Origin of the sequence: Pseudomonas sp. TH43, from assembly GCF_016650635.1 — a bacterium.
In the GTDB taxonomy this organism is placed as follows: Bacteria; Pseudomonadota; Gammaproteobacteria; order Pseudomonadales; family Pseudomonadaceae; genus Aquipseudomonas.
In genome coordinates, this window is the sequence record NZ_JAEKFI010000004.1 from 1,310,095 (window position 1) to 1,329,362 (window position 19,268).

A 19,268-nucleotide genomic window follows, 5' to 3' on the forward strand; every position below is an offset into this window, starting at 1 on the left:
CCGGCAACGGCTTCGTCGGGTAGTGGCCCAACGGTCTGCCCGCCCACGACTATCCTTTTGCGCAATGTCGCTTAAAAGGAAGCCCGCATGTCCGTTCAACTCGTCACTCAGGACCGCTGGCTGGAACTCAACGATGTGTTGCGAGAACTGGTCGCCCAAGGCTTTATCGGTCAGGACGCGGCGGAACAGGCGCTGAATGCCCGGCGCCGCCACGCCGCCCACGGTCAGATGCATCCGCTGGAATTTATCGCCGGCCAGCAACTCGACGACCTCAGTCGCCCAGGCAAACACCTCGACCTGGAAAGCCTGACCCTGTGGCTGGCGCAGCAGGCCGGCCAGGCGTATTTGCGCATCGATCCGCTAAAGATCAACGTTGCCGCCATCACTCCGTTGATGTCCTACGCCTTTGCCCAACGGCACAAGATTCTCGCCGTGGCGGTCGACCGCGATGCGGTCACCGTGGCCAGCGCCCAGCCCTACGTCACGGGATGGGAAGCCGATCTGACTCACGTCTTGAAGCTGCCGATCAAACGGGTGGTGGCCAACCCGGCGGACATCCAGCGCTTCAGCGTCGAGTTCTTTCGCCTGGCGAAATCGGTCAGCGGCGCCAGCAATGCCGACACCCAGAGCGGCAACCTCGGCAACTTCGAACAGTTGCTCAACCTCGGCGCCAGCGATCAGGAGCCGGACGCCAACGACGCGCACATCGTCAACATCGTCGACTGGCTCTTCCAGTACGCCTTCCAGCAGCGCGCCAGCGATATCCACATCGAACCTCGGCGCGAGCAAGGCACCGTGCGCTTTCGCATCGACGGCGTGCTGCACAACGTCTATCAATTCCCGCCGCAGGTGACCATGGCGATTGTCAGTCGCCTGAAAAGCCTCGGGCGGATGAACGTCGCCGAAAAACGCAAACCCCAGGATGGCCGGGTCAAGACCAAGACCCCGGACGGCGGTGAGGTCGAGTTGCGTCTTTCAACGCTGCCTACAGCGTTCGGCGAAAAAATGGTCATGCGGATTTTCGATCCGGAAGTGTTGCTCAAGGACTTCGACCAGTTGGGTTTCAGCGCCGACGACCTGCGCCGCTGGCAGGACATGACCCGCCAGCCCAACGGCATCATTCTGGTCACTGGTCCCACCGGTTCGGGCAAGACCACCACGCTGTACACCACACTGAAAAAACTGGCGACGCCGGAGGTCAACCTCTGCACCATCGAAGACCCGATCGAAATGGTCGAACCGGCGTTCAATCAGATGCAGGTGCAGCACAACATCGACCTGAGCTTTGCCGCCGGGGTGCGCGCACTGATGCGACAAGACCCGGACATCATCATGATTGGCGAGATCCGTGACCTCGAAACCGCCGAAATGGCCATTCAGGCGGCGCTCACCGGGCATCTGGTGTTATCGACCCTGCACACCAACGACGCCCCCAGCGCGATCAGTCGCCTGCTCGAACTCGGCGTGCCGCATTACCTGATCAAAGCCACCGTGCTCGGGGTCATGGCCCAGCGTCTGGTGCGCACCTTGTGCCCGCACTGCAAAGTACCGCTGGCGCTGGAGGAAGAAGATTGGCAAACCCTGACCCGTCCCTGGCAAGCGCCATTGCCGGGCAATGCGCAACGGGCCATCGGTTGCGTGGAATGCCGCGACACCGGTTATCACGGTCGCGCCGGGGTGTACGAAATCATGCAACTGAGCGACAGCCTCAAGGCTTTCATCACCCCCGACACCGACCTCACGGCGATCCGTCGTCAGGCTTTCAAGGAAGGTATGCGCAGCCTGCGCCTGTCCGGCGCGCAGAAAGTCGCAGCGGGGCTGACGACGGTTGAGGAGGTGCTGCGGGTGACGCCGCAGAGCGAGCAGAAATAGCCCGGCACGGAACCGGATCGGGAAAATGACGATCCAACGCCATAGTTAACCCCCAGGAGTCACCTAATCATGCGTCTCAAACTTGCTGTCGCCACCCTGGCCTTGCTGTCCCTTCCTGTTGGCTCAGCGATGGCCGACAGCTTTTGGCGTAACGTCATTTCGTCAGGTGCAACCACCGGCTCGACTTACCTGACCTTCAAGGATCACAAGCTGATCGTCGCCGCGCAGGACGATGCCGGCAGCTTCGTCGCCAGTGACGGCGGCATTCGTGGGCCGTATCTGGAAGCGGCGATGCAGAAAGTCCGCGCCGATAACCCGGGCTTGCAGGCGACCGATATGGAATTGGCCAATGCGATTCTGGCGAAGAACGCCGTGGCTTCCGAGTAAGCCTTGCGCCAACAGAAATGCCGCTCAAATGAGCGGCATTTTTTTGTTCGTAATTTCAAATCCACCACATAACCCTGTGGGAGCGAGCCTGCTCGCGAATGCGCTGGGTCAGATACATGTAGGCCTTCTGACACGACGCTTTCGCGAGCAGGCTCTCTCCCACATTTGGACTGGGGTGCATAGGGAGATCAGCGGTAATCGTCCACCGGGACGCACGCGCAAAACAGATTGCGATCGCCATAGACGTTATCCACCCGATTCACCGCCGGCCAATATTTGTGTGCCTTGGTGTGCGCATCCGGGGTAATGCCTTGCTCGATGCTGTACGGCCGCTCCCACACCCCGGTGACATCCGCGAGGGTATGCGGCGCTCGTTTCAGCGGGTTGTCTTCCGCCGGCCAGTTGCCATTCTGCACCTCGGTGATTTCTGCGCGGATGCTCAGCATCGCGCCGATGAAACGGTCCAGTTCCGCCTTGGACTCACTCTCGGTCGGTTCGACCATCAACGTCCCCGGCACCGGAAATGACATGGTCGGCGCGTGAAAGCCGTAATCCATCAGACGCTTGGCGACGTCTTCCTCGCTGATCCCGGTCTGCGCTTTCAATGGTCGCAGATCAAGAATGCATTCATGCGCCACCCGCCCATTGCGCCCGGTGTACAGCACCGCAAACGCGCCGGATAAATGCTGCGCCAGATAATTCGCCGCGAGAATCGCCACCTCACTCGCATCGGCCAATTGCGGGCCCATCATGGCGATGTACATCCAGCTGATCGGCAGAATACTCGCACTTCCCCACGGCGCCGCGCTGACCGCGCCGTTCTGCGCGAGCGGCCCGTCAATCGGCACCACCGGGTGATTGGCGACGAACGGCGCAAGGTGCGCGCGAATGCCAATCGGCCCCATGCCCGGCCCGCCACCGCCATGGGGAATGCAGAAGGTCTTGTGCAAATTCATGTGCGACACATCGGCGCCAATGTCTGCCGGCCGCGCCAGCCCGACTTGCGCATTGAGGTTGGCGCCGTCCATGTACACCTGACCGCCATGCTGGTGGATAACCTCGCAAATCTCGCTGATACCCTCCTCGTAAACACCGTGAGTCGACGGATAGGTCGCCATCAGGCACGACAATTTATCCCCCGCCTCGACGGCTTTCTTCTTCAAATCCGCCAGATCGACGTTGCCGGCCTCGTCGCATTCCACGATCACCACGCGCATCCCGGCCATCTGTGCCGAGGCCGGGTTGGTGCCGTGGGCCGAGGAGGGAATCAGGCAGATATCGCGCGCGCCCTGCTGACGGCTCTCATGATATTTGCGGATCGCCAGCAGCCCGGCGTACTCGCCCTGAGCGCCGGAGTTGGGCTGCATGCAGATCGCATCGAACCCGGTGATCGCGCACAGCCAACGCTCCAGCTCCTCGATCATCAGCGTGTAACCAATGGCCTGCTCGCGAGGCACAAACGGATGCAGGTTGGCGAATTGCGGCCAGGTGATCGGGATCATCTCGCTGGTGGCGTTGAGTTTCATGGTGCAGGAGCCCAGCGGAATCATCGACTGGTTGAGCGCCAGATCCTTGTTCTCCAGTTGCTTGAGGTAACGCAGCATCTCGGTTTCGCTGTGATGGGCGTTGAACACCGGATGCCGCAGATAAGGCGTGTTGCGCTGCAAGTCGTCGGGAATGCCTGAAGCCAGCACTTCAGCATCAAGTTCCGCGACGTTCAGCCCATGATCGGCACCCAACAGCACATCGAACAGCCGCGCCACGGTGTTTTCATCACAGGTTTCGTCGAGGCTCAGACCGACGCGGCCACGGCCGAGAATTCTCAGATTGATCTGCGCGCTCTGGGCGCTTTCGATGATCGCGGTTTGCACGCCGCCAACGTCGAGTGTCAGCGTGTCGAAAAACTGTGCGTTGAGCCGTTTGATCCCGCGACGCTCAAGACCCGCCGCCAGAATGCAGGTCAACCGATGCACGCGCTGGGCGATGCGTTTCAGACCTTCCGGGCCGTGGTAGACCGCATAGAAACTGGCAATGTTGGCCAACAGCACTTGCGCCGTGCAGATGTTCGAATTGGCCTTCTCGCGGCGGATATGTTGCTCGCGGGTTTGCAAGGCCATGCGCAACGCAATGTTGCCGCGGGCATCTTTCGACACGCCGATGATTCTGCCGGGAATCGCCCGTTTGTATTCTTCGCGGCTGGCAAAAAAAGCTGCATGCGGGCCGCCATACCCCATCGGCACGCCGAAACGCTGAGACGAACCGAACACCACATCGGCGCCCAACTCGCCCGGTGGCGTCAGTAACAGCAAACTCAACAAATCCGTGGCGACGCAAGCCAGCGCCTGTTGCGCATGCAAATGGTCGATCAGCGGCCGCAAATCACGGATTTCGCCGTGGGTATCGGGGTATTGCAGCAGCGCGCCGAACACCTGCTGCTGTTTCAAGTTATCCACAGCGTCGACGATCAGCTCGAAACCGAAACCTTCAGCACGGGTTTGCACCACCGAAATGGTTTGCGGATGGCAGTTCTCGTCGACAAAAAACAGATTGCTCTTCGACTTCGCTACACGCTTGGCCAGCGCCATGGCTTCGGCAGCCGCAGTGGCTTCGTCGAGCAACGAAGCGTTGGCCAGCTCCAGGCCAGTGAGGTCGATGGTCAATTGCTGGAAATTCAGCAGCGCTTCGAGCCGCCCCTGGGCGATCTCCGGTTGATAGGGCGTATAGGCGGTGTACCAGCCGGGATTTTCCAGCACATTGCGCAAGATGACCGTCGGCGTCAGGGTGGCGTAGTAGCCCATACCGATCAGGCTGGTCCAAAGCTGATTCTGCTCGGCATACCCACGCAGTTTGGCCAGCGCCGCTGGCTCGTCCAGTGCTGGCGGCAGATCCAGTGCGCGATTGAAGCGGATACCCGGCGGCACGGTTTGCTCGATGAGTTCGACCCGACTGCCGAGGCCAAGGCTGTCGAGCATCGCCTGCTGCTCGGCGGCGTCGGGGCCGAGGTGGCGGCGCAGGAAGGCCTCGGGATCGCGTAACTGGCTCAGGGACGGCAACTGGGACATGACGGGCTCTCTCTTGGCTGGCGCTCGGCGTCAATGCATCACGGTCAAACCAGCATAGCAGCCGATAACGACGCGCACGGCTTGGCGGCCGAGGGTGTTCCGGGCCATGCTGTGACGCCTGCCTCAGGCATCCAACCCTCGGATGATCGAAGCCCCATGAGCCAACTGCCCTTTCTGCCTTTCTCCAAACCCGTTATCGATGAAGCGACGATTGCCGCCGTTGGCGACGTGCTGCGCTCCGGCTGGATTACCAGTGGGCCAAAGGTTCAGGCCTTTGAAGCGCAGCTGTCGGAGTACTTCGGCGGGCGCCCTGTGCGCACGTTCAATTCCGGCACTTGCACCATGGAAATCGCCTTGCGCATCGCCGGCATCGGCCCCGGCGACGAGGTCATCACCACGCCGATCTCCTGGGTGGCCACGGCCAATGTGATCCTTGAAGTCGGCGCCACGCCAGTGTTTGCCGACATCGACCCGGTGACCCGCAACATCGATCTGGATCAACTGGAAGCGGCGATTACGCCACGCACCAAAGCGCTGATTCCGGTGTATCTCGCCGGTTTGCCGGTGGACATGGATCGTCTCTACGCCATTGCCCGCAAACACAATCTGCGCATTGTCGAAGACGCCGCTCAGGCCCTGGGATCGAGCTGGAACGGCCAGCGCATCGGCGCCACGGGCGACTTCGTGTCGTTCAGTTTTCAGGCGAACAAGAATGTCACCTGCTCCGAAGGCGGTTGTCTGGTGCTGAACACACCTGAGGAAGCACGGCTGGCCGAGAAGTACCGCTTGCAGGGCGTGACGCGTAATGGCTTCGACGGTCTGGACGTCGATGTGTTGGGTGGCAAGTTCAACATGACGGATGTTGCGGCCACCATCGGCCTCGGGCAATTCGCTCACATTGAAGCGCTGACCGCTCATCGCCGTGAACTGGCTCGGCATTACTTCAAATGTTTTGGCGATGACTTCGAAGCGGTTTATGGCGCGCAACTGCCGCCGGCGGATTTCGATAACAGCAACTGGCACCTGTTTCAGCTGGTATTGCCAGAACGTGGGGATGGCTTACCGGCGCGGGCGACGTTCATGGAGCAGATGCAGGCGCATGGTATCGGCATCGGCTATCACTACCCGGCGATTCACTTGCTGAGTTTGTATCGCGAGCGCGGTTGCAAAGAAGGGATGTTGCCAGTGGCGGAGCGTGTTGGACGGCTGATCGTCTCGCTGCCGATGTTTACCAGCATGAACAAGGACGACGTCGAGCGTTCAGTGGCCGCAGTAAAAACCGTCCTGCATCGCACCGTGTAGGACCTGCCGCAGACTGCGATCTTTTGATTTTATAAAAGACAACATCAAAAGATCGCAGCCTGCGACAGCTCCTACAGGATGTTGTTTATTCGCCGATGGCGGCTTTGTAGGCAGCGGCGTCGAGCAGCTTGTCCAGCTCAGCCTTGTCGCTTGGCTTGAGCTTGAAGATCCACGCACCGTAAGGGTCAGAGTTCAGCAGCTCTGGCGAGCCGCTCAGTTCTTCGTTGACTGCAATCACTTCACCGCTGATCGGCGAATAGATGTCGGAAGCGGCTTTCACCGACTCGACCACACCGGCCTGATCTTCGGCGGCGAATACTTTGCCGACTTCGGTCAACTCGACGAACACCACATCACCCAGCGCTTCTTGCGCGTGATCGCTGATGCCCACAGTGACGGTGCCGTCAGCTTCCAGACGCGCCCATTCATGACTTTCGGCAAAACGCAGTTCAGCGGGGATATTGCTCATCTTCGGTGTCCTCAGGAATTGGGTCAGCGGTCATGCCCGCCAAAAAAGGTTAGATCAAAGTTTTGCCATGGCGTACGAAGGTCGGTTTGACCACCCGTACCGGGTACCACTTGCCACGGATTTCCACTTCGGCGCGGTCGGCGGTTGCCATCGGAACACGCGCCAGGGCAATCGATTTGCTCAGCGTAGGAGAGAAACTACCACTGGTGATCTCCCCTTCGCCAACATCGGCGATACGAACCACTTGATGAGCGCGCAAAACACCGCGTTCTTCCAGCACCAGACCGACCAGTTTGTGCGCAACGCCAGCGGCTTTTTCCGCCTCCAGCGCAGCGCGGCCGATGAACTGGCGGGCGGTGGGTTCCCAGGCAATGCTCCAGGCCATGTTCGAGGCGAGCGGCGAAACGTCTTGATGAATGTCCTGACCGTAGAGGTTCATCCCGGCCTCGACGCGCAAGGTGTCGCGGGCACCGAGGCCGATCGGGGAAATACCGGCCCCCACCAGATCGTTGAAGAACGCCGGGGCCTGATCGGCCGGCAGGGCGATTTCCAGACCGTCTTCGCCGGTGTAGCCGGTACGGGCAATGAACCAGTCGCCGTCGACGTAGGCTTCGAAAGGTTTGAGCTGCTGGATCAGCGTGGCGCGGGACTGGGTCACCAGTTCGGCAATCCTGTGCCGGGCCTGCGGGCCCTGAATGGCCAGCATCGCCAGCTCTGAGCGCTCGTGCAATTGCACGTCGAAATCGCCGAGCTGCGCGTTCATCCAGGCCAGATCCTGATCGCGGGTAGAGGCGTTGACCACCAGACGATAGCCGTCGTCGAGGCGGTAGACGATCATGTCGTCGACGATGCCGCCGCGCTCGTTGAGCATGGTGCTGTACAACGCTCGGCCGGGGCGGTGCAGGCGCTCGACGTCATTGGCCAGCAAATGCTGGAGCCAGGCTTTGGCCTGTGGGCCATCAACATCGATCACGGTCATGTGGGATACATCGAACACCCCGCAATCGCGGCGCACTTCGTGGTGCTCCTCGACCTGCGAGCCGTAATGCAGTGGCATGTCCCAACCGCCAAAATCGACCATCTTCGCGCCGAGGGCGAGATGCAGGTCATACAGAGGCGTACGCTGTCCCATGGGTTTCTCCTTCCGGGCGTGGCGAAGGTGCGAACAGCCGCTGTACGGAGTGAAAGCCTTGAAATACAAGGCTCTCAGCCGATTCCAGCGAACGGGTCTGTCAGACGATCCGCACCGAATGCCGCGCATTGTAGCCGCATGATTCAGGACTGACGACTAAGTGTTTCGGTGCGCCGAGCGGCGGATCAGGCCAATGACCGGCAACAGACCCACCAAAACCAGGGTCAGTGCCGGCAACGACGCGCGCGCCCATTCCCCTTCGCTGGTCATTTCAAAGATCCGCACCGCCAGCGTGTCCCAGCCAAACGGGCGCATCAGCAGGGTCGCGGGCATTTCCTTGAGCACATCGACGAACACCAGCAACGCCGCGCTCAAGGTGCCGGGCAGCAACAGCGGCAGATACACTTTGAAAAACAGTCGCGGCCCACTGACACCCAGGCTACGTGCCGCTTCGGGCAAAGACGGCCGTATACGCGCCAGGCTGCTTTCCAGCGGGCCGTACGCCACGGCAATGAAGCGCACCAGATAGGCCATCAGCAACGCCGCCAGACTGCCGAGCAGCAACGGTTTGCCCGCGCCACCGAGCCAGCCCGAGAGCGGAATGACCAGCTCGCGATCCAGATAACTGAAAGCCAGCATGATCGACACCGCCAGCACCGACCCCGGCAACGCATAACCAAGATTGGCCAGACCGACCCCGGAGTTGATCGCCTGCGTTGGCGCCAACCGGCGAGCGAAGGCCAGCAACAAAGCGACGCTGACGGTAATCAATGCGGCCATGCCACCTAGATAGAGGGTATGCAGGATCAGCCCGGCGTAACGCTCGTCCAGGTCGAAGCGCCCACGCTGCCAGAACCAGACGATCAATTGCAGCATCGGAATGACGAACGCGCAGGCGAAGACCAGGCCGCACCAGCTCATCGCCGCGAACGCCTTGAGCCCGCGCAAGTGGTACAGGGCTTTGACCCGTGGCCGCTCGTTGCTTGCACGGTTTGCGCCGCGGGCGCGACGTTCGCCGTAGAGCACCAGCATCACCACCAGCAGTAACAGGCTGGCCAGTTGCGCCGCACTGGGCAGGCTGAAGAAGCCGTACCAGGTTTTGTAGATCGCTGTGGTGAAGGTGTCGAAGTTGAACACCGACACCGCACCAAAATCGGCGAGGGTTTCCATCAGCGCCAACGCCACACCGGCACCGATGGCCGGACGCGCCATCGGCAATGCCACGCGCCAGAACGCTTGCCACGGCGATTGCCCAAGCACCCGCGCGGCCTCCATCAGACCTTTGCCCTGAGCAAGAAACGCAGTACGCGCCAGCAGGTAAACGTAGGGATAGAAGACCAGCACCAGCACGAGAATCACCCCGCCGGTGGAGCGCACACGCGGCAGACGCAGACCTGTGCCAAACCATTCGCGCAACAGGGTTTGCACGGGGCCGGCGAAATCCAGAAGGCCGACGAAAACGAAGGCCAGCACATAAGCCGGGATGGCGAACGGCAGCATCAGCGCCCAGTCGAGCCAGCGCCGACCGGGGAATTCACAGAGGCTGGTGAGCCAGGCGAGGCTCACGCCCAGCAGCGTCACGCCGACACCGACGCCGAGCACCAGCGTCAGGGTGTTGCCCAGCAGGCGTGGCATCTGGGTTTCCCATAGGTGCGACCAGATCTGCTGATCGATGGTCTGCCATGAGAGCAGCAGAACACTCAGGGGCAACAGCACCAGCGCGGCGATGGCGAAGACGATGGGGTACCAGCGGCGTTGGGCGGGGTGGGCCACTTTTAGAACTCTGGAGGGATGTAGGTGTTCTTGATTTTTTTGTTTCAGGTCAGGATTGCTGCCCTCACCCTAACCCTCTCCCGGAGGGAGAGGGGACTGACCGTGATGATCTTTCGAGTTACACCGACCTGATAAATCGAGCCAAACTCAGGTCTCGAAAGCAACCCAAATCGGCTCCCTCTCCCTCGGGGCGGTCCGACGTTCCGGGAGAGGGCTGGGGTGAGGGCAGCGGTATCATGGCAAACAATGGTTTCAGGAAGGACTCAGTTCCAACCCGCGCGATCCATCATGCGGATTGCCTCGGCCTGACGCTTGCCCGCCACTTCCACCGGCAAGGTATCCGCCACGAACTTGCCCCACGCCGCCACTTCTTCCGAAGGCGCCACGGCCGGATTGGCCGGGAATTCCTGGTTCACGTCAGCAAAGATCTTCTGCGCCTCAGCCGTGGTCATCCACTCAACCAAAGCCTTGGCCGCTTCCGGGTGTGGCGCATGTTTGGTCAGGCCGATACCCGACAGGTTGACGTGCACGCCGCGATCAGCCTGATTCGGCCAGAACAGTTTCACCGGCAGATCAGGCTTCTGCTTGTGCAGACGACCGTAGTAGTAGGTGTTGACGATGCCGACGTCGCACTGACCAGCGTTGATCGCTTCGAGCACCGCGACATCATCGGAGAACACATCGGTCGACAGGTTGTTGACCCAGCCCTTGAGGATTTTCTCGGTTTTCTCGGCACCGTGGACTTCGATCATGGTCGCCGTCAGCGACTGGTTGTAGACCTTCTTCGCCGTACGCAGGCATAGGCGCCCTTCCCAATTCTTGTCGGCCAACGCTTCGTAGGTGGTCAACTCACCCGGTTTTACCCGATCAGTGGAATAGGCGATGGTTCGCGCGCGCAGGCTCAGGCCGGTCCAGGCATGGGTCGACGAGCGGTATTGGGCGGGAATGTTGGTGTCGATGGTCTTTGAGGTGAACGGCTGGAGGATGCCCATCTGTTCGGCCTGCCAGAGGTTGCCGGCATCGACGGTCAGCAGCAGGTCGGCGGTGGCGTTTTCACCTTCGGCCTTGATGCGCTGCATCAGCGGCGCTTCCTTGTCGGTGATGAACTTGATCTTCACCCCGGTCTTGGCGGTGTAGGCATCGAACACCGGTTTGATCAGTTCATCGATGCGCGACGAGTAAACCACCACCTCATCAGCGGCCTGGGCCGTGGTGCTGCCGATCAGGGTCAAGGCCAGTGCAGTCAGAAGACGCTTGGGTGCCAACATGGGAGTGGTCTCTCGGTCGGAAAATGTGGGCCAAATGATAAAGACTCACATTTACCACCTCAATCGAACTCTTTTTGAAGGAGTTACCAGATGTTGCACAGCCTGAAATGTGTTGTGGCTGAACTGGCGCCATCGCGAGCAGGCTCACTCCTACAGGGGGAATGCATTCCAAATGTAGGAGTGAGCCTGCTCGCGATGAAGCCGTCAGCAGCAACACAAAGATCAGGCCTTGGCCAAGGCCGGAAGATCACCCGTCAACCCGAGGGCTTCGCGCACGAACAAGGCCTTGGCCTCTGGCATCTGTTCAACCATCTTCAACCCGGCATTACGCAACCACCTTACCGGCAACGGATCAGCCTGGAACAACCGCTCAAATCCTTCCATCGCCGCCATCAGCGTCAGATTGTGCGGCATGCGCCGGCGTTCGTAACGACTCAGCACTTTCACATCCGCCAAACGCTCACCACGTTCCGCCGCTTGCAATAGCACTTCGGCCAGCACCGCTGCATCGAGGAAACCCAGGTTCACCCCCTGCCCCGCCAACGGGTGAATGGTGTGCGCCGCGTCGCCAATCAGGGCCAACCCTTCAGCCACATAACGCTTGGCATGGCGTTGACGCAGCGGCACGCACAGTCGCGGATCAGCGCTGATCACGTCACCGAGACGCCCCTCAAAGGCGCGCTCCAGTTCAGCGCAGAAATCCGCTTCATCCAGCGCCATCAAACGCTCGGCCTCGCTCGGCGTGGTCGACCAGACAATCGAGCACCAATCCTGCTGACCGTCACCCTCCAGCGGCAGAAACGCCAGCGGGCCATGGTCGGTGAAGCGCTGCCACGCGGTCATCTGGTGCGGTTTGCTGCTGCGCACGCTGGTGACAATGGCGTGGTGCAGATAATCCCATTCGCGGGTGGCTACGCCGGTCAGGCGACGTACTGCCGAATTGGCGCCGTCAGCGGCAATCACCAATGGCGCGCGCAATTGCCGGCCATCGGCCAGGGTCAGCAGCCAGTCGTCGCCGGAGCGGCGCATCTGTTCCAGCCGCGCATTGGCCAGCATACCCAGATCGCAGTCGTGCAAGCGATCGAGCAAGGCGTCCTGCACCACGCGGTTCTCGACGATATGGCCGAGTACCTCGGCGTGCACACTGCTCGCCGAGAAGTGAATCTGCCCGGTGCCGCTACCGTCCCAGACGTGCATGTCGGTGTACGGACTGCTGCGCCGCTGAGCGATGCCATCCCACACGCCGAGGCGTTCGAGAATTCGTTGGCTGGCCGCCGACAGCGCACTGACACGCGGCTCAAATGGCGCTTGAGCATCGAACGGTTTGACGCTCAGCGGGCTGCCGTCGAGCAGCAGGACTTCCAGCCCGCTGTCCTGCAACGCCAACGCCAGGGCGCTGCCGACCATTCCGGCTCCGACAATCAGCAGATCTGCGCGCATTTCCATGCTTTAAGCCTGTCTCGCTTGCGGCTTGAGCCGCACGTAAAGGGTTTTACCGACCCGCGCGACAAGGTTGCCGGCGCCGTCATGAATATCGACCTGCAACTGCGGCAGGTATTTCTCGCCACTGGCAGTCTGCCGGCGGACCTCGTCGAGCAAGGTGTCGTCGATGGTGAACCGGGCGAACACCTGACCTTTGCCCGGCGCAATGAAATCGATGTCGGCCGCCTTGTCCCAGACGATGTACCGCGAGCCGAGGTTTTCCATGAGCATCAGCATGAAGAACGGATCGACCATCGAATACAGGCTGCCGCCGAACTGTGTGCCGACGTAGTTGCGGTTGTACCAGCCGAGGCCCATCGACACCTGAATGTCGCGGAAGTCATCGCTGATGTGTCTGACCCGCACACCAGCGCCGAGGTATGGCGGGTAGCACGTCATGACCCAGCGCATCAGTCGCGCCTTGCCGAATTTTCGGGTCAACCACTTAAGCATCCGGACGCGTTCCCAAACCCATCGCCTGACGCGCAAACCAGCGCTTGGCCGGCGGCAACAGATCGAGGCCGAGCAGGCCGATGTTACGACCCAGCGAAACCAGCGGCTGCGTGCTGCCAAACAGCCGCGTGACCTGATCGGAGAAGCCGACGGTGAGGTCCTGATCGAGACGCTGACGTTCACGATAAGCCTGCAACGTGGCGAAATCGCCCAGCGGTTTGTCGCTGGCAAGCAACACGGCCGCGAGGGCATCGGCATCGCGCAGGGACAGGTTGAAACCCTGGCCGGCAATCGGGTGCAGGCTGTGCGCCGCGTTGCCGAGCACGGCCAGGTGCGAGCGCACCTGCTCTTCGGCTTCGACCAGCGTCAGCGGATACAAATGCCGTGCGCCGACCTGTTTCAGCGTGCCAAGGCGATAACCGAACACGCCCTGCAATTCGCTGAGGAAATCACGTTCGTTCAGATCGGCCAAACGCTGCGCGTCCATGCCCAAACGGGTCCAGACTAGGGCGCAGCGGTTTTCCGGCAGCGGCAGCAGCGCCATCGGCCCTTCATCGGTGAAACGCTCGAACGCCATGCCGTTGTGCGCTTCGCTCGGCGTGATGTTGGCGATCAGCGCGCTCTGGTTGTACGGACGCTTGCGCACGTTGATGCCCAATTGCTCGCGCAAACCCGAGCGACCGCCATCGGCGAGCACTGCCAGGTCGCATTCAAGCGTGGTTTCATCGTTAAGGGTCAGGCGATAGCCGTCAGGCAGCGGCTCCATGCGCGTGACTTCCGCCGGGCAGCGCCAACTGATCACGTCTTTATCGATGTGCTGCCACAGGCACTGGCCGAGCCAGGCGTTTTCCACTACATAACCGAGCGCCGGCACACCCTCTTCCATCGCCGACAAACGCGCGGTGGAGAAGCGGCCACGGTCGGAGACGTGGATCTGTTTGATCGGCTCGGCGCGACGGGAGATTTCCTGCCACACGCCCAGCCGTTGATAAATCTGTCGCGAACCAAAGGACAGCGCCGACGAACGTGCGTCGTAGCTCGGCTGCCAACTGTCGCCGGGGGCGAATGGCTCGATCAGGACGATCTTCCAGCCACGCGCCTTGGCCCCGGCCTGCAAGGCCAACGCCAGACTGGCGCCGACCAGACCGCCACCGATGATTGCCAGATTGACTCGACTCATGCCGCGTGTGTCCTTGCTTGCGCCATCAGCGCTTCGATGTCGGCGACGGTTTTCGGTACGCCGTTGGTGAGGATTTCACAACCGGTTTTGGTCACCACTACGTCGTCCTCGATGCGCACGCCAATGCCGCGCCATTTCTTCGCGACGGTCTGATTGTCCGGTGCAATGTAGATGCCCGGCTCCACGGTCAGCGCCATGCCGACCTCTAGAACGCGCCATTCGCCGCCGACCTTGTACTCGCCGACGTCGTGTACATCCATGCCCAGCCAGTGACCGGCGCGGTGCATGTAAAACGCCTTATAGGCTTCGCTGGCGATCAACTCGTCGACCTCGCCTTGCAGCAGCCCGAGTTTCACCAACCCTGTGGTAATCACTCGCACCGTGGCTTCGTGCGCCTGATTCCAGTGCTTGTTCGGAGCGATTTCAGCGAATGCGGCTTCCTGCGAGGCCAAGACCAATTCGTAGATCGCTTTCTGTTCAGCGGAGAACTTGCCGTTGACCGGCCAGGTGCGGGTGATGTCGCTGGCGTAGCAATCGATCTCGCAACCGGCGTCGATCAGCACCAGATCGCCGTCCTTGAGCAACGCGTCATTCTGCTGGTAATGCAGGATGCAGCTGTTGCGCCCGGCGGCGACAATCGAGCCATAGGCCGGCATTTTCGCTCCGCCCTTGCGAAACTCGTAATCCAGCTCGGCTTCGAGGCTGTATTCGTGAAGCCCCGCCCGACTGGCCTGCATCGCACGAATATGGGCTTGCGCCGAGATCCGGGCGGCTTCGCGCATCACCTTCACTTCTGCCGCCGATTTATACAGGCGCATGTCGTGCAGCAGATGATCCAGCGCAACGAATTCGTTCGGTGGCTGGGCGCCAAGGTGCGCTTTAGAGCGGATCACATTGATCCAGTCCATCAGATGGCGGTCGAATTCGGGGTTGCTGCCCATCGCCGAATACACCCGGTCACGGCCTTCGATGAGGCCCGGGAGGATGTCGTCGATGTCGGTGATCGGAAAAGCGTCATCGGCGCCGAAGTCGCGGATCGCGCCTTCCTGCCCTGCGCGCAGACCGTCCCACAATTCGCGTTCGGCATTGCGTTCACGGCAGAACAGCAGGTATTCGCCATGCTCGCGACCGGGCATCAGGACGATGACGGCTTGCGGCTCGGGGAAACCACTGAGGTACTGGAAGTCGCTGTCCTGACGGTAGACGTGCTCGACGTCGCGGTTGCGGATGGCAACTGCGGCGGCGGGCAGGATCGCGATGCTGTTGGGTTCCATCTGCGCCATCAGGGCCTTGCGGCGACGGCTGTATTCCGCTTTGGGGATATGGGTCATGGGCAGATGGCTTTCCCTGGCACGCGATTAATGCAGCGACGGCTTGGCGGCTGGCGGCACGTCGGCTTTCTTGGTTTCCGAGAACAGCAGTAGCGGCGCGACGCGCAGGTATTCCATGACTTCCATGTAGTCGGACTCGCCGTCTTCGGATTCTTCCAGGGCGTCTTGCACCTGGGAAATGGCGGCCAGATCCTGCAGCACTTCGGTGGCTTCGGTGCTGAGCATGCTGCTGTCGCGGCAGTTCAGGCCGAAACCGCTGAGGAAGCCCTGGCACCACTCGCCCAGTGCAGCGGCGCGGTCAGCCAGCGGCGCGTCATCGGTCGGCAGCAGCAGAACAACGGTGACGTCGTCGCCGGTCAGCTCGCCTTTGACCATCTCTTGCAGGCCGATCAGGGCGTTGCGGACGTTGTCCTGAATGTCGCCTTCGAGCAGTTCGGCGGCGTCGATCAGCCAGCCTTCGTTATCGAAGCCGGCACCGGCGCAACTGCGTCCGAGCAGCACGCCATGCAGTTCGGCAGGCGAGACGTTGTGGCCGCTGGAGGTCAGCAGGGTGGCAAAGGCTTGGTACGGGGAATTCGCAATGGTCATGGGCAGCTAGGCGCCAGACGGCGCTATGTCTAGAATGAAGGCCTTGTATCCTACATCGACAGACTCGCCAAGACTATTAAAGGCTGTCCGCCAGCTAACCCATCAGACAGTGAACACAATGGAAGACAACGACCTGCAAGCGCTGATGGCCAGACTCGAACTGCTGATTGGCCGAGTCGAGCAACTAAAGAGTCAAAATGCACTCTTACTAGCTCAGGAAAAGACCTGGCGCGAGGAACGCGCGCACCTCATTGAAAAAAACGAAATCGCCCGGCGTAAGGTCGAATCGATGATTTCGCGCCTCAAGGCCCTGGAGCAAGACTCATGAGTTCAAGCAATAGCGTTACCGTGCAAATCCTCGACAAAGAATATTCGATCATTTGCCCGCAGGAAGAACGCAGCAATCTGGTCAGTGCCGCACGCTACCTGGATGGCAAGATGCGCGAGATCCGCAGCAGCGGCAAAGTCATCGGCGCCGATCGCATTGCCGTGATGGCCGCGCTGAACATCACTCACGACCTCTTGCACAAAGAAGAGCGCCCGGACATTCAGGCCAGCGGCTCGACCCGTGAACAGGTGCGCGACTTGCTCGATCGTGTCGATCTGGTACTCGCCGACGATCAGAACACCACCAAGGGCTGATTCGACTGGCCGCTTGCGGTATACTCGCGGCACTCCCTGGGGTGCTTGCCAGTTGACGATGTCCCTGAGCCGATTCGCACTACCCTGGAAGTTGCACGTTGGGCTGGTGTGCATGTCCGCTAGACGGAAAGCCTTAAAGTCTACTGCATCTTCCACCTTGAACTTTCGGGTTCAAGGGCTAAGTTGACAGCGGTTCATCCGGGGAGCCTGATTCGAATCCGATGTCGGTTAATCCGACATCGGATTTTTTATGCGTACGTTTTCGTCCCACCTGCCGAAGCCGAACCATGACCGAACCCGCGCTGCTGCCCCGCCCGCAACTTCGCCGCCTGCTGCGCAAGACGCGCCGTTCGCTGACCAAGAGCGAACAACGCCAAGCGGCCAAAGGCCTGTACCGGCAACTGGCGCAAGACCCGCACTTTCGCCGGGCGAAACATATTTCCCTGTACCTGCCCACCGACGGTGAAATCGATCCGCGCCTGCTGCTGCGTGAAGCGCAGCGTCGGGGCAAGGCGACGTACCTGCCGGTGCTCAGCGCCTGGCCAAGAACCAAAATGGTCTTTCAGCGGATTCGTCCCGGCGAACAACTCAAACCCAATCGCTTCGGCATTCTCGAGCCGCGGGCCAATCTGGCGCAGCAACGCAAGGTCTGGGCGCTGGATCTGGTGTTGTTGCCTTTGGTTGGGTTTGACGATGTCGGCGGGCGACTGGGGATGGGCGGCGGTTTTTATGATCGCAGCCTGGCGTATCTGGCCCGGCGCAAAAGCTGGCGCAAGCCGACGTTGCTGGGGCTGGCCCATGAATGTCAGAAGGTCGAACGCTTGGCGCAGGCAAGTTGGGATGTACCGTTACAAGGCACGGTCAGCGACAAGGCGTGGTATTTCGCGGGATAGGACGCCGCAGATCAGCGGCGTCGGGTGTGCAGTTTCAGCGCTTGAACGCGGTCGACTGTTGAACCTGTTGCGCGACTTCGATTGGAGCGTCAGCTTTGGTTGTCCACAGACTCTGCGCGTAACCGGTGGTCACGACGCCCAGGCCAAACAAAATTACCAAAGTCCATAGTAAATCCGGTTTGCGTTTCATCGATTGCCCCCCAAAGGCACATCAACACGATGACAGCAGCGGTTTCCGTTCGTAGGCCGTGCAGCAGCGTCAAGCTTTAAAGGCCGGCATTTTGCGGCAACGTGAACCGCTGCGCAAACGCTGACGTCAACCGACCGTCGGTTTGTCATAAAATTGCCCGACAACCTGCCCAATGACCGTCTCAGGAGCAAAAACCATGGCCTATTGGCTAATGAAATCCGAACCCGATGAACTCTCGATCAAAGGTCTGGAAAAGCTCGGCAAAGCGCGCTGGGACGGGGTTCGCAACTATCAGGCGCGCAATTTCCTGCGGGCGATGGCGGTGGGCGATGAATTCTTTTTCTACCATTCCAGCTGCCCGGAGCCCGGGATTGCCGGGATTGGCAAAATAATCGAAGCGGCGTACCCGGATCCCACCGCACTGGAGCCGGAAAGTCATTATTACGACCCGAAGGCGACACCAGAGAAGAATGCGTGGAGTGCGATTGACGTTGAACACGTCGAGACGTTTGCGCGAGTGTTGAAGCTGGATTATCTGAAACAGCAGACGGCATTGGCCGAGATGCCGTTGGTGCAGAAGGGATCACGGTTGTCGGTGATGCCGGTGACAGCGGAGCAGTGGGCTGCGGTTATCGCCCTGAAACCCTGAATAATCCTTCGCCTGACACAATGCCTTCGCGAGCAGGCTCGCTCCCACAGGGATTTTCAGTGACCACAGATTTTGTGAACACCAGAGAAACATGTGGGAGCGAGCCTGCTCGCGAAGGGGCCCGCCCGGACAGCAGAAGCCTTACTGAATGATCAGGTTGTTGAACAACAGATCCTCAACCACCGGCTTGCCGGTCTCGTCATTCATCACTTGCTGAGTCTGCTTCAGCGCTTCCTGACGCAGCTTCTCTTTACCCTCGATGCTGCTCATCGCCTCGGTCGACTGCTGGGTAAACAACGCCACCAGTTGATTACGAATCAGCGGTTCGTTGGCCTTGACCAGCTTGCTCGCCTCGTCGCCGGTCACGCGCAAAGCCACGTCAGCCTTGTAGACCTTGAGCTTCGGCGTGCCGTCCAGCCCGTAGTTGCCCACAAACGGCGGGCTCAAGGTGATATAGCTGACCTTCGGCGCTTCGCCTTCTTTGGCCTCTTCGGCCAGCGCTGCCACAGGCAGAGACAGGGCCAGCAACAACATGATCCACGCTTTCACAATTCGCTCCTTATCCGGTTTGCGGCCTAGCATAACGACCCGCCGC

19 protein-coding genes and 1 other RNA gene are annotated in these 19,268 nt (G+C 60.6%); 8 read left to right on the forward strand and 12 right to left on the reverse strand.

All coding sequences use genetic code 11. The features are described 5' to 3' along the window. Positions 1-87 precede the first annotated feature (87 nt). Together JFT81_RS22360 and JFT81_RS22365 are read left to right on the forward strand one after the other, a co-directional pair. Positions 88-1,872 (forward strand): GspE/PulE family protein, encoded by a 1,785-nt coding sequence (locus JFT81_RS22360; RefSeq protein WP_201229123.1) that lies wholly within the window; start codon positions 88-90, stop codon positions 1,870-1,872. Positions 1,873-1,938: 66 nt separating this feature from the next. After that, on the forward strand, positions 1,939-2,259 hold the full coding sequence (locus JFT81_RS22365) for a DUF2388 domain-containing protein (protein WP_169843014.1): 321 nt from the start codon (positions 1,939-1,941) through the stop codon (positions 2,257-2,259). A gap of 188 nt (positions 2,260-2,447) precedes the next feature. On the opposite strand, the gene gcvP is transcribed toward JFT81_RS22365, so the two are convergent. Further along, positions 2,448-5,321, reverse strand: coding sequence for an aminomethyl-transferring glycine dehydrogenase (gene gcvP / locus JFT81_RS22370; protein WP_201229125.1), 2,874 nt, complete (start codon positions 5,319-5,321; stop codon positions 2,448-2,450). A gap of 156 nt (positions 5,322-5,477) precedes the next feature. Here gcvP and JFT81_RS22375 point away from each other — a divergent pair, with 156 nt between their 5' ends. Beyond that, positions 5,478-6,623 carry a DegT/DnrJ/EryC1/StrS aminotransferase family protein gene (locus tag JFT81_RS22375; protein WP_201229127.1) on the forward strand — a complete coding sequence of 382 codons (1,146 nt, stop codon included), beginning with the start codon at positions 5,478-5,480 and terminating at the stop codon, positions 6,621-6,623. 85 nt (positions 6,624-6,708) lie between these two features. Here JFT81_RS22375 and gcvH read toward each other — a convergent pair whose 3' ends face one another. The 9 genes from gcvH to JFT81_RS22420 all read right to left on the reverse strand — a co-directional run bounded on the left by gcvH (position 6,709) and on the right by JFT81_RS22420 (position 16,299). Continuing rightward, on the reverse strand, positions 6,709-7,092 hold the full coding sequence (gcvH, locus tag JFT81_RS22380; RefSeq protein WP_201229129.1) for a glycine cleavage system protein GcvH: 384 nt from the start codon (positions 7,090-7,092) through the stop codon (positions 6,709-6,711). 49 nt (positions 7,093-7,141) lie between these two features. Then, complete coding sequence (gene gcvT / locus JFT81_RS22385; RefSeq protein ID WP_201146568.1) at positions 7,142-8,224, reverse strand: glycine cleavage system aminomethyltransferase GcvT; 1,083 nt, start codon at positions 8,222-8,224, stop codon at positions 7,142-7,144. A gap of 156 nt (positions 8,225-8,380) precedes the next feature. Then, positions 8,381-9,997 (reverse strand): iron ABC transporter permease, encoded by a 1,617-nt coding sequence (locus JFT81_RS22390; protein ID WP_201229131.1) that lies wholly within the window; start codon positions 9,995-9,997, stop codon positions 8,381-8,383. Between the two features lie 263 nt (positions 9,998-10,260). Next, positions 10,261-11,265 carry an extracellular solute-binding protein gene (locus tag JFT81_RS22395; RefSeq protein WP_201146566.1) on the reverse strand — a complete coding sequence of 335 codons (1,005 nt, stop codon included), beginning with the start codon at positions 11,263-11,265 and terminating at the stop codon, positions 10,261-10,263. Between the two features lie 222 nt (positions 11,266-11,487). Then, the gene (locus JFT81_RS22400; protein WP_201230627.1) at positions 11,488-12,705 is read right to left on the reverse strand and encodes a 2-octaprenyl-3-methyl-6-methoxy-1,4-benzoquinol hydroxylase; all 1,218 of its coding nucleotides are present in this window, start codon (positions 12,703-12,705) and stop codon (positions 11,488-11,490) included. A gap of 9 nt (positions 12,706-12,714) precedes the next feature. Further along, on the reverse strand, positions 12,715-13,200 hold the full coding sequence (locus JFT81_RS22405; RefSeq protein ID WP_201229133.1) for a DUF4442 domain-containing protein: 486 nt from the start codon (positions 13,198-13,200) through the stop codon (positions 12,715-12,717). Beyond that, on the reverse strand, positions 13,193-14,380 hold the full coding sequence (gene ubiH, locus JFT81_RS22410) for a 2-octaprenyl-6-methoxyphenyl hydroxylase (protein ID WP_201229135.1): 1,188 nt from the start codon (positions 14,378-14,380) through the stop codon (positions 13,193-13,195). Before ubiH ends, JFT81_RS22405 begins: the two co-directional genes overlap by 8 nt. Continuing rightward, positions 14,377-15,711, reverse strand: a complete 1,335-nt coding sequence (gene pepP / locus JFT81_RS22415) for a Xaa-Pro aminopeptidase (RefSeq protein WP_201229137.1) — start codon at positions 15,709-15,711, stop codon at positions 14,377-14,379. The genes ubiH and pepP overlap by 4 nt, the downstream gene beginning before the upstream one ends. Before the next feature lie 27 nt (positions 15,712-15,738). Beyond that, a complete protein-coding gene (locus JFT81_RS22420) occupies positions 15,739-16,299 on the reverse strand; it encodes a YecA family protein (protein ID WP_201229139.1) in 561 nt (186 codons plus the stop codon). Positions 16,300-16,417: 118 nt separating this feature from the next. Here JFT81_RS22420 and JFT81_RS22425 point away from each other — a divergent pair, with 118 nt between their 5' ends. The 4 genes from JFT81_RS22425 to JFT81_RS22440 all read left to right on the forward strand — a co-directional run bounded on the left by JFT81_RS22425 (position 16,418) and on the right by JFT81_RS22440 (position 17,834). Then, complete coding sequence (locus JFT81_RS22425) at positions 16,418-16,627, forward strand: TIGR02449 family protein (RefSeq protein ID WP_016985919.1); 210 nt, start codon at positions 16,418-16,420, stop codon at positions 16,625-16,627. Then, positions 16,624-16,941: a cell division protein ZapA gene (locus JFT81_RS22430; protein WP_034151990.1), complete on the forward strand. Its 318-nt coding sequence runs from the start codon at positions 16,624-16,626 to the stop codon at positions 16,939-16,941. Before JFT81_RS22425 ends, JFT81_RS22430 begins: the two co-directional genes overlap by 4 nt. A 30-nt stretch (positions 16,942-16,971) precedes the next feature. Then, positions 16,972-17,150: non-coding RNA, 6S RNA (gene ssrS / locus JFT81_RS22435), on the forward strand. Positions 17,151-17,228: 78 nt separating this feature from the next. Next, positions 17,229-17,834, forward strand: a complete 606-nt coding sequence (locus JFT81_RS22440) for a 5-formyltetrahydrofolate cyclo-ligase (RefSeq protein ID WP_201229141.1) — start codon at positions 17,229-17,231, stop codon at positions 17,832-17,834. A 34-nt stretch (positions 17,835-17,868) separates the two neighbouring features. Here JFT81_RS22440 and JFT81_RS22445 read toward each other — a convergent pair whose 3' ends face one another. Beyond that, positions 17,869-18,024, reverse strand: a complete 156-nt coding sequence (locus tag JFT81_RS22445) for a hypothetical protein (protein WP_008081430.1) — start codon at positions 18,022-18,024, stop codon at positions 17,869-17,871. A 196-nt stretch (positions 18,025-18,220) separates the two neighbouring features. On the opposite strand from JFT81_RS22445, the gene JFT81_RS22450 reads away from it, so the two are divergent. Next, positions 18,221-18,673, forward strand: a complete 453-nt coding sequence (locus JFT81_RS22450; RefSeq protein ID WP_201229144.1) for an EVE domain-containing protein — start codon at positions 18,221-18,223, stop codon at positions 18,671-18,673. A gap of 141 nt (positions 18,674-18,814) precedes the next feature. On the opposite strand, the gene JFT81_RS22455 is transcribed toward JFT81_RS22450, so the two are convergent. Beyond that, positions 18,815-19,222: a flagellar basal body-associated protein FliL gene (locus tag JFT81_RS22455; RefSeq protein ID WP_201147854.1), complete on the reverse strand. Its 408-nt coding sequence runs from the start codon at positions 19,220-19,222 to the stop codon at positions 18,815-18,817. Between the last annotated feature and the right edge of the window lie 46 nt (positions 19,223-19,268).

Bases quoted from the DNA above. Each gene is read 5' to 3' on its own strand.
- JFT81_RS22360 (WP_201229123.1), top strand. From the start codon at position 88: ATGTCCGTTCAACTCGTCACTCAGGACCGCTGGCTGGAACTCAACGAT.
- gcvP (WP_201229125.1), bottom strand. From the start codon at position 5,321: ATGTCCCAGTTGCCGTCCCTGAGCCAGTTACGCGATCCCGAGGCCTTC.
- JFT81_RS22375 (WP_201229127.1), top strand. From the start codon at position 5,478: ATGAGCCAACTGCCCTTTCTGCCTTTCTCCAAACCCGTTATCGATGAA.
- gcvH (WP_201229129.1), bottom strand. From the start codon at position 7,092: ATGAGCAATATCCCCGCTGAACTGCGTTTTGCCGAAAGTCATGAATGG.
- gcvT (WP_201146568.1), bottom strand. From the start codon at position 8,224: ATGGGACAGCGTACGCCTCTGTATGACCTGCATCTCGCCCTCGGCGCG.
- JFT81_RS22395 (WP_201146566.1), bottom strand. From the start codon at position 11,265: ATGTTGGCACCCAAGCGTCTTCTGACTGCACTGGCCTTGACCCTGATC.
- JFT81_RS22400 (WP_201230627.1), bottom strand. From the start codon at position 12,705: ATGCGCGCAGATCTGCTGATTGTCGGAGCCGGAATGGTCGGCAGCGCC.
- JFT81_RS22405 (WP_201229133.1), bottom strand. From the start codon at position 13,200: ATGCTTAAGTGGTTGACCCGAAAATTCGGCAAGGCGCGACTGATGCGC.
- ubiH (WP_201229135.1), bottom strand. From the start codon at position 14,380: ATGAGTCGAGTCAATCTGGCAATCATCGGTGGCGGTCTGGTCGGCGCC.
- pepP (WP_201229137.1), bottom strand. From the start codon at position 15,711: ATGACCCATATCCCCAAAGCGGAATACAGCCGTCGCCGCAAGGCCCTG.
- JFT81_RS22420 (WP_201229139.1), bottom strand. From the start codon at position 16,299: ATGACCATTGCGAATTCCCCGTACCAAGCCTTTGCCACCCTGCTGACC.
- JFT81_RS22425 (WP_016985919.1), top strand. From the start codon at position 16,418: ATGGAAGACAACGACCTGCAAGCGCTGATGGCCAGACTCGAACTGCTG.
- JFT81_RS22430 (WP_034151990.1), top strand. From the start codon at position 16,624: ATGAGTTCAAGCAATAGCGTTACCGTGCAAATCCTCGACAAAGAATAT.
- JFT81_RS22440 (WP_201229141.1), top strand. From the start codon at position 17,229: ATGACCGAACCCGCGCTGCTGCCCCGCCCGCAACTTCGCCGCCTGCTG.
- JFT81_RS22445 (WP_008081430.1), bottom strand. From the start codon at position 18,024: ATGAAACGCAAACCGGATTTACTATGGACTTTGGTAATTTTGTTTGGC.
- JFT81_RS22450 (WP_201229144.1), top strand. From the start codon at position 18,221: ATGGCCTATTGGCTAATGAAATCCGAACCCGATGAACTCTCGATCAAA.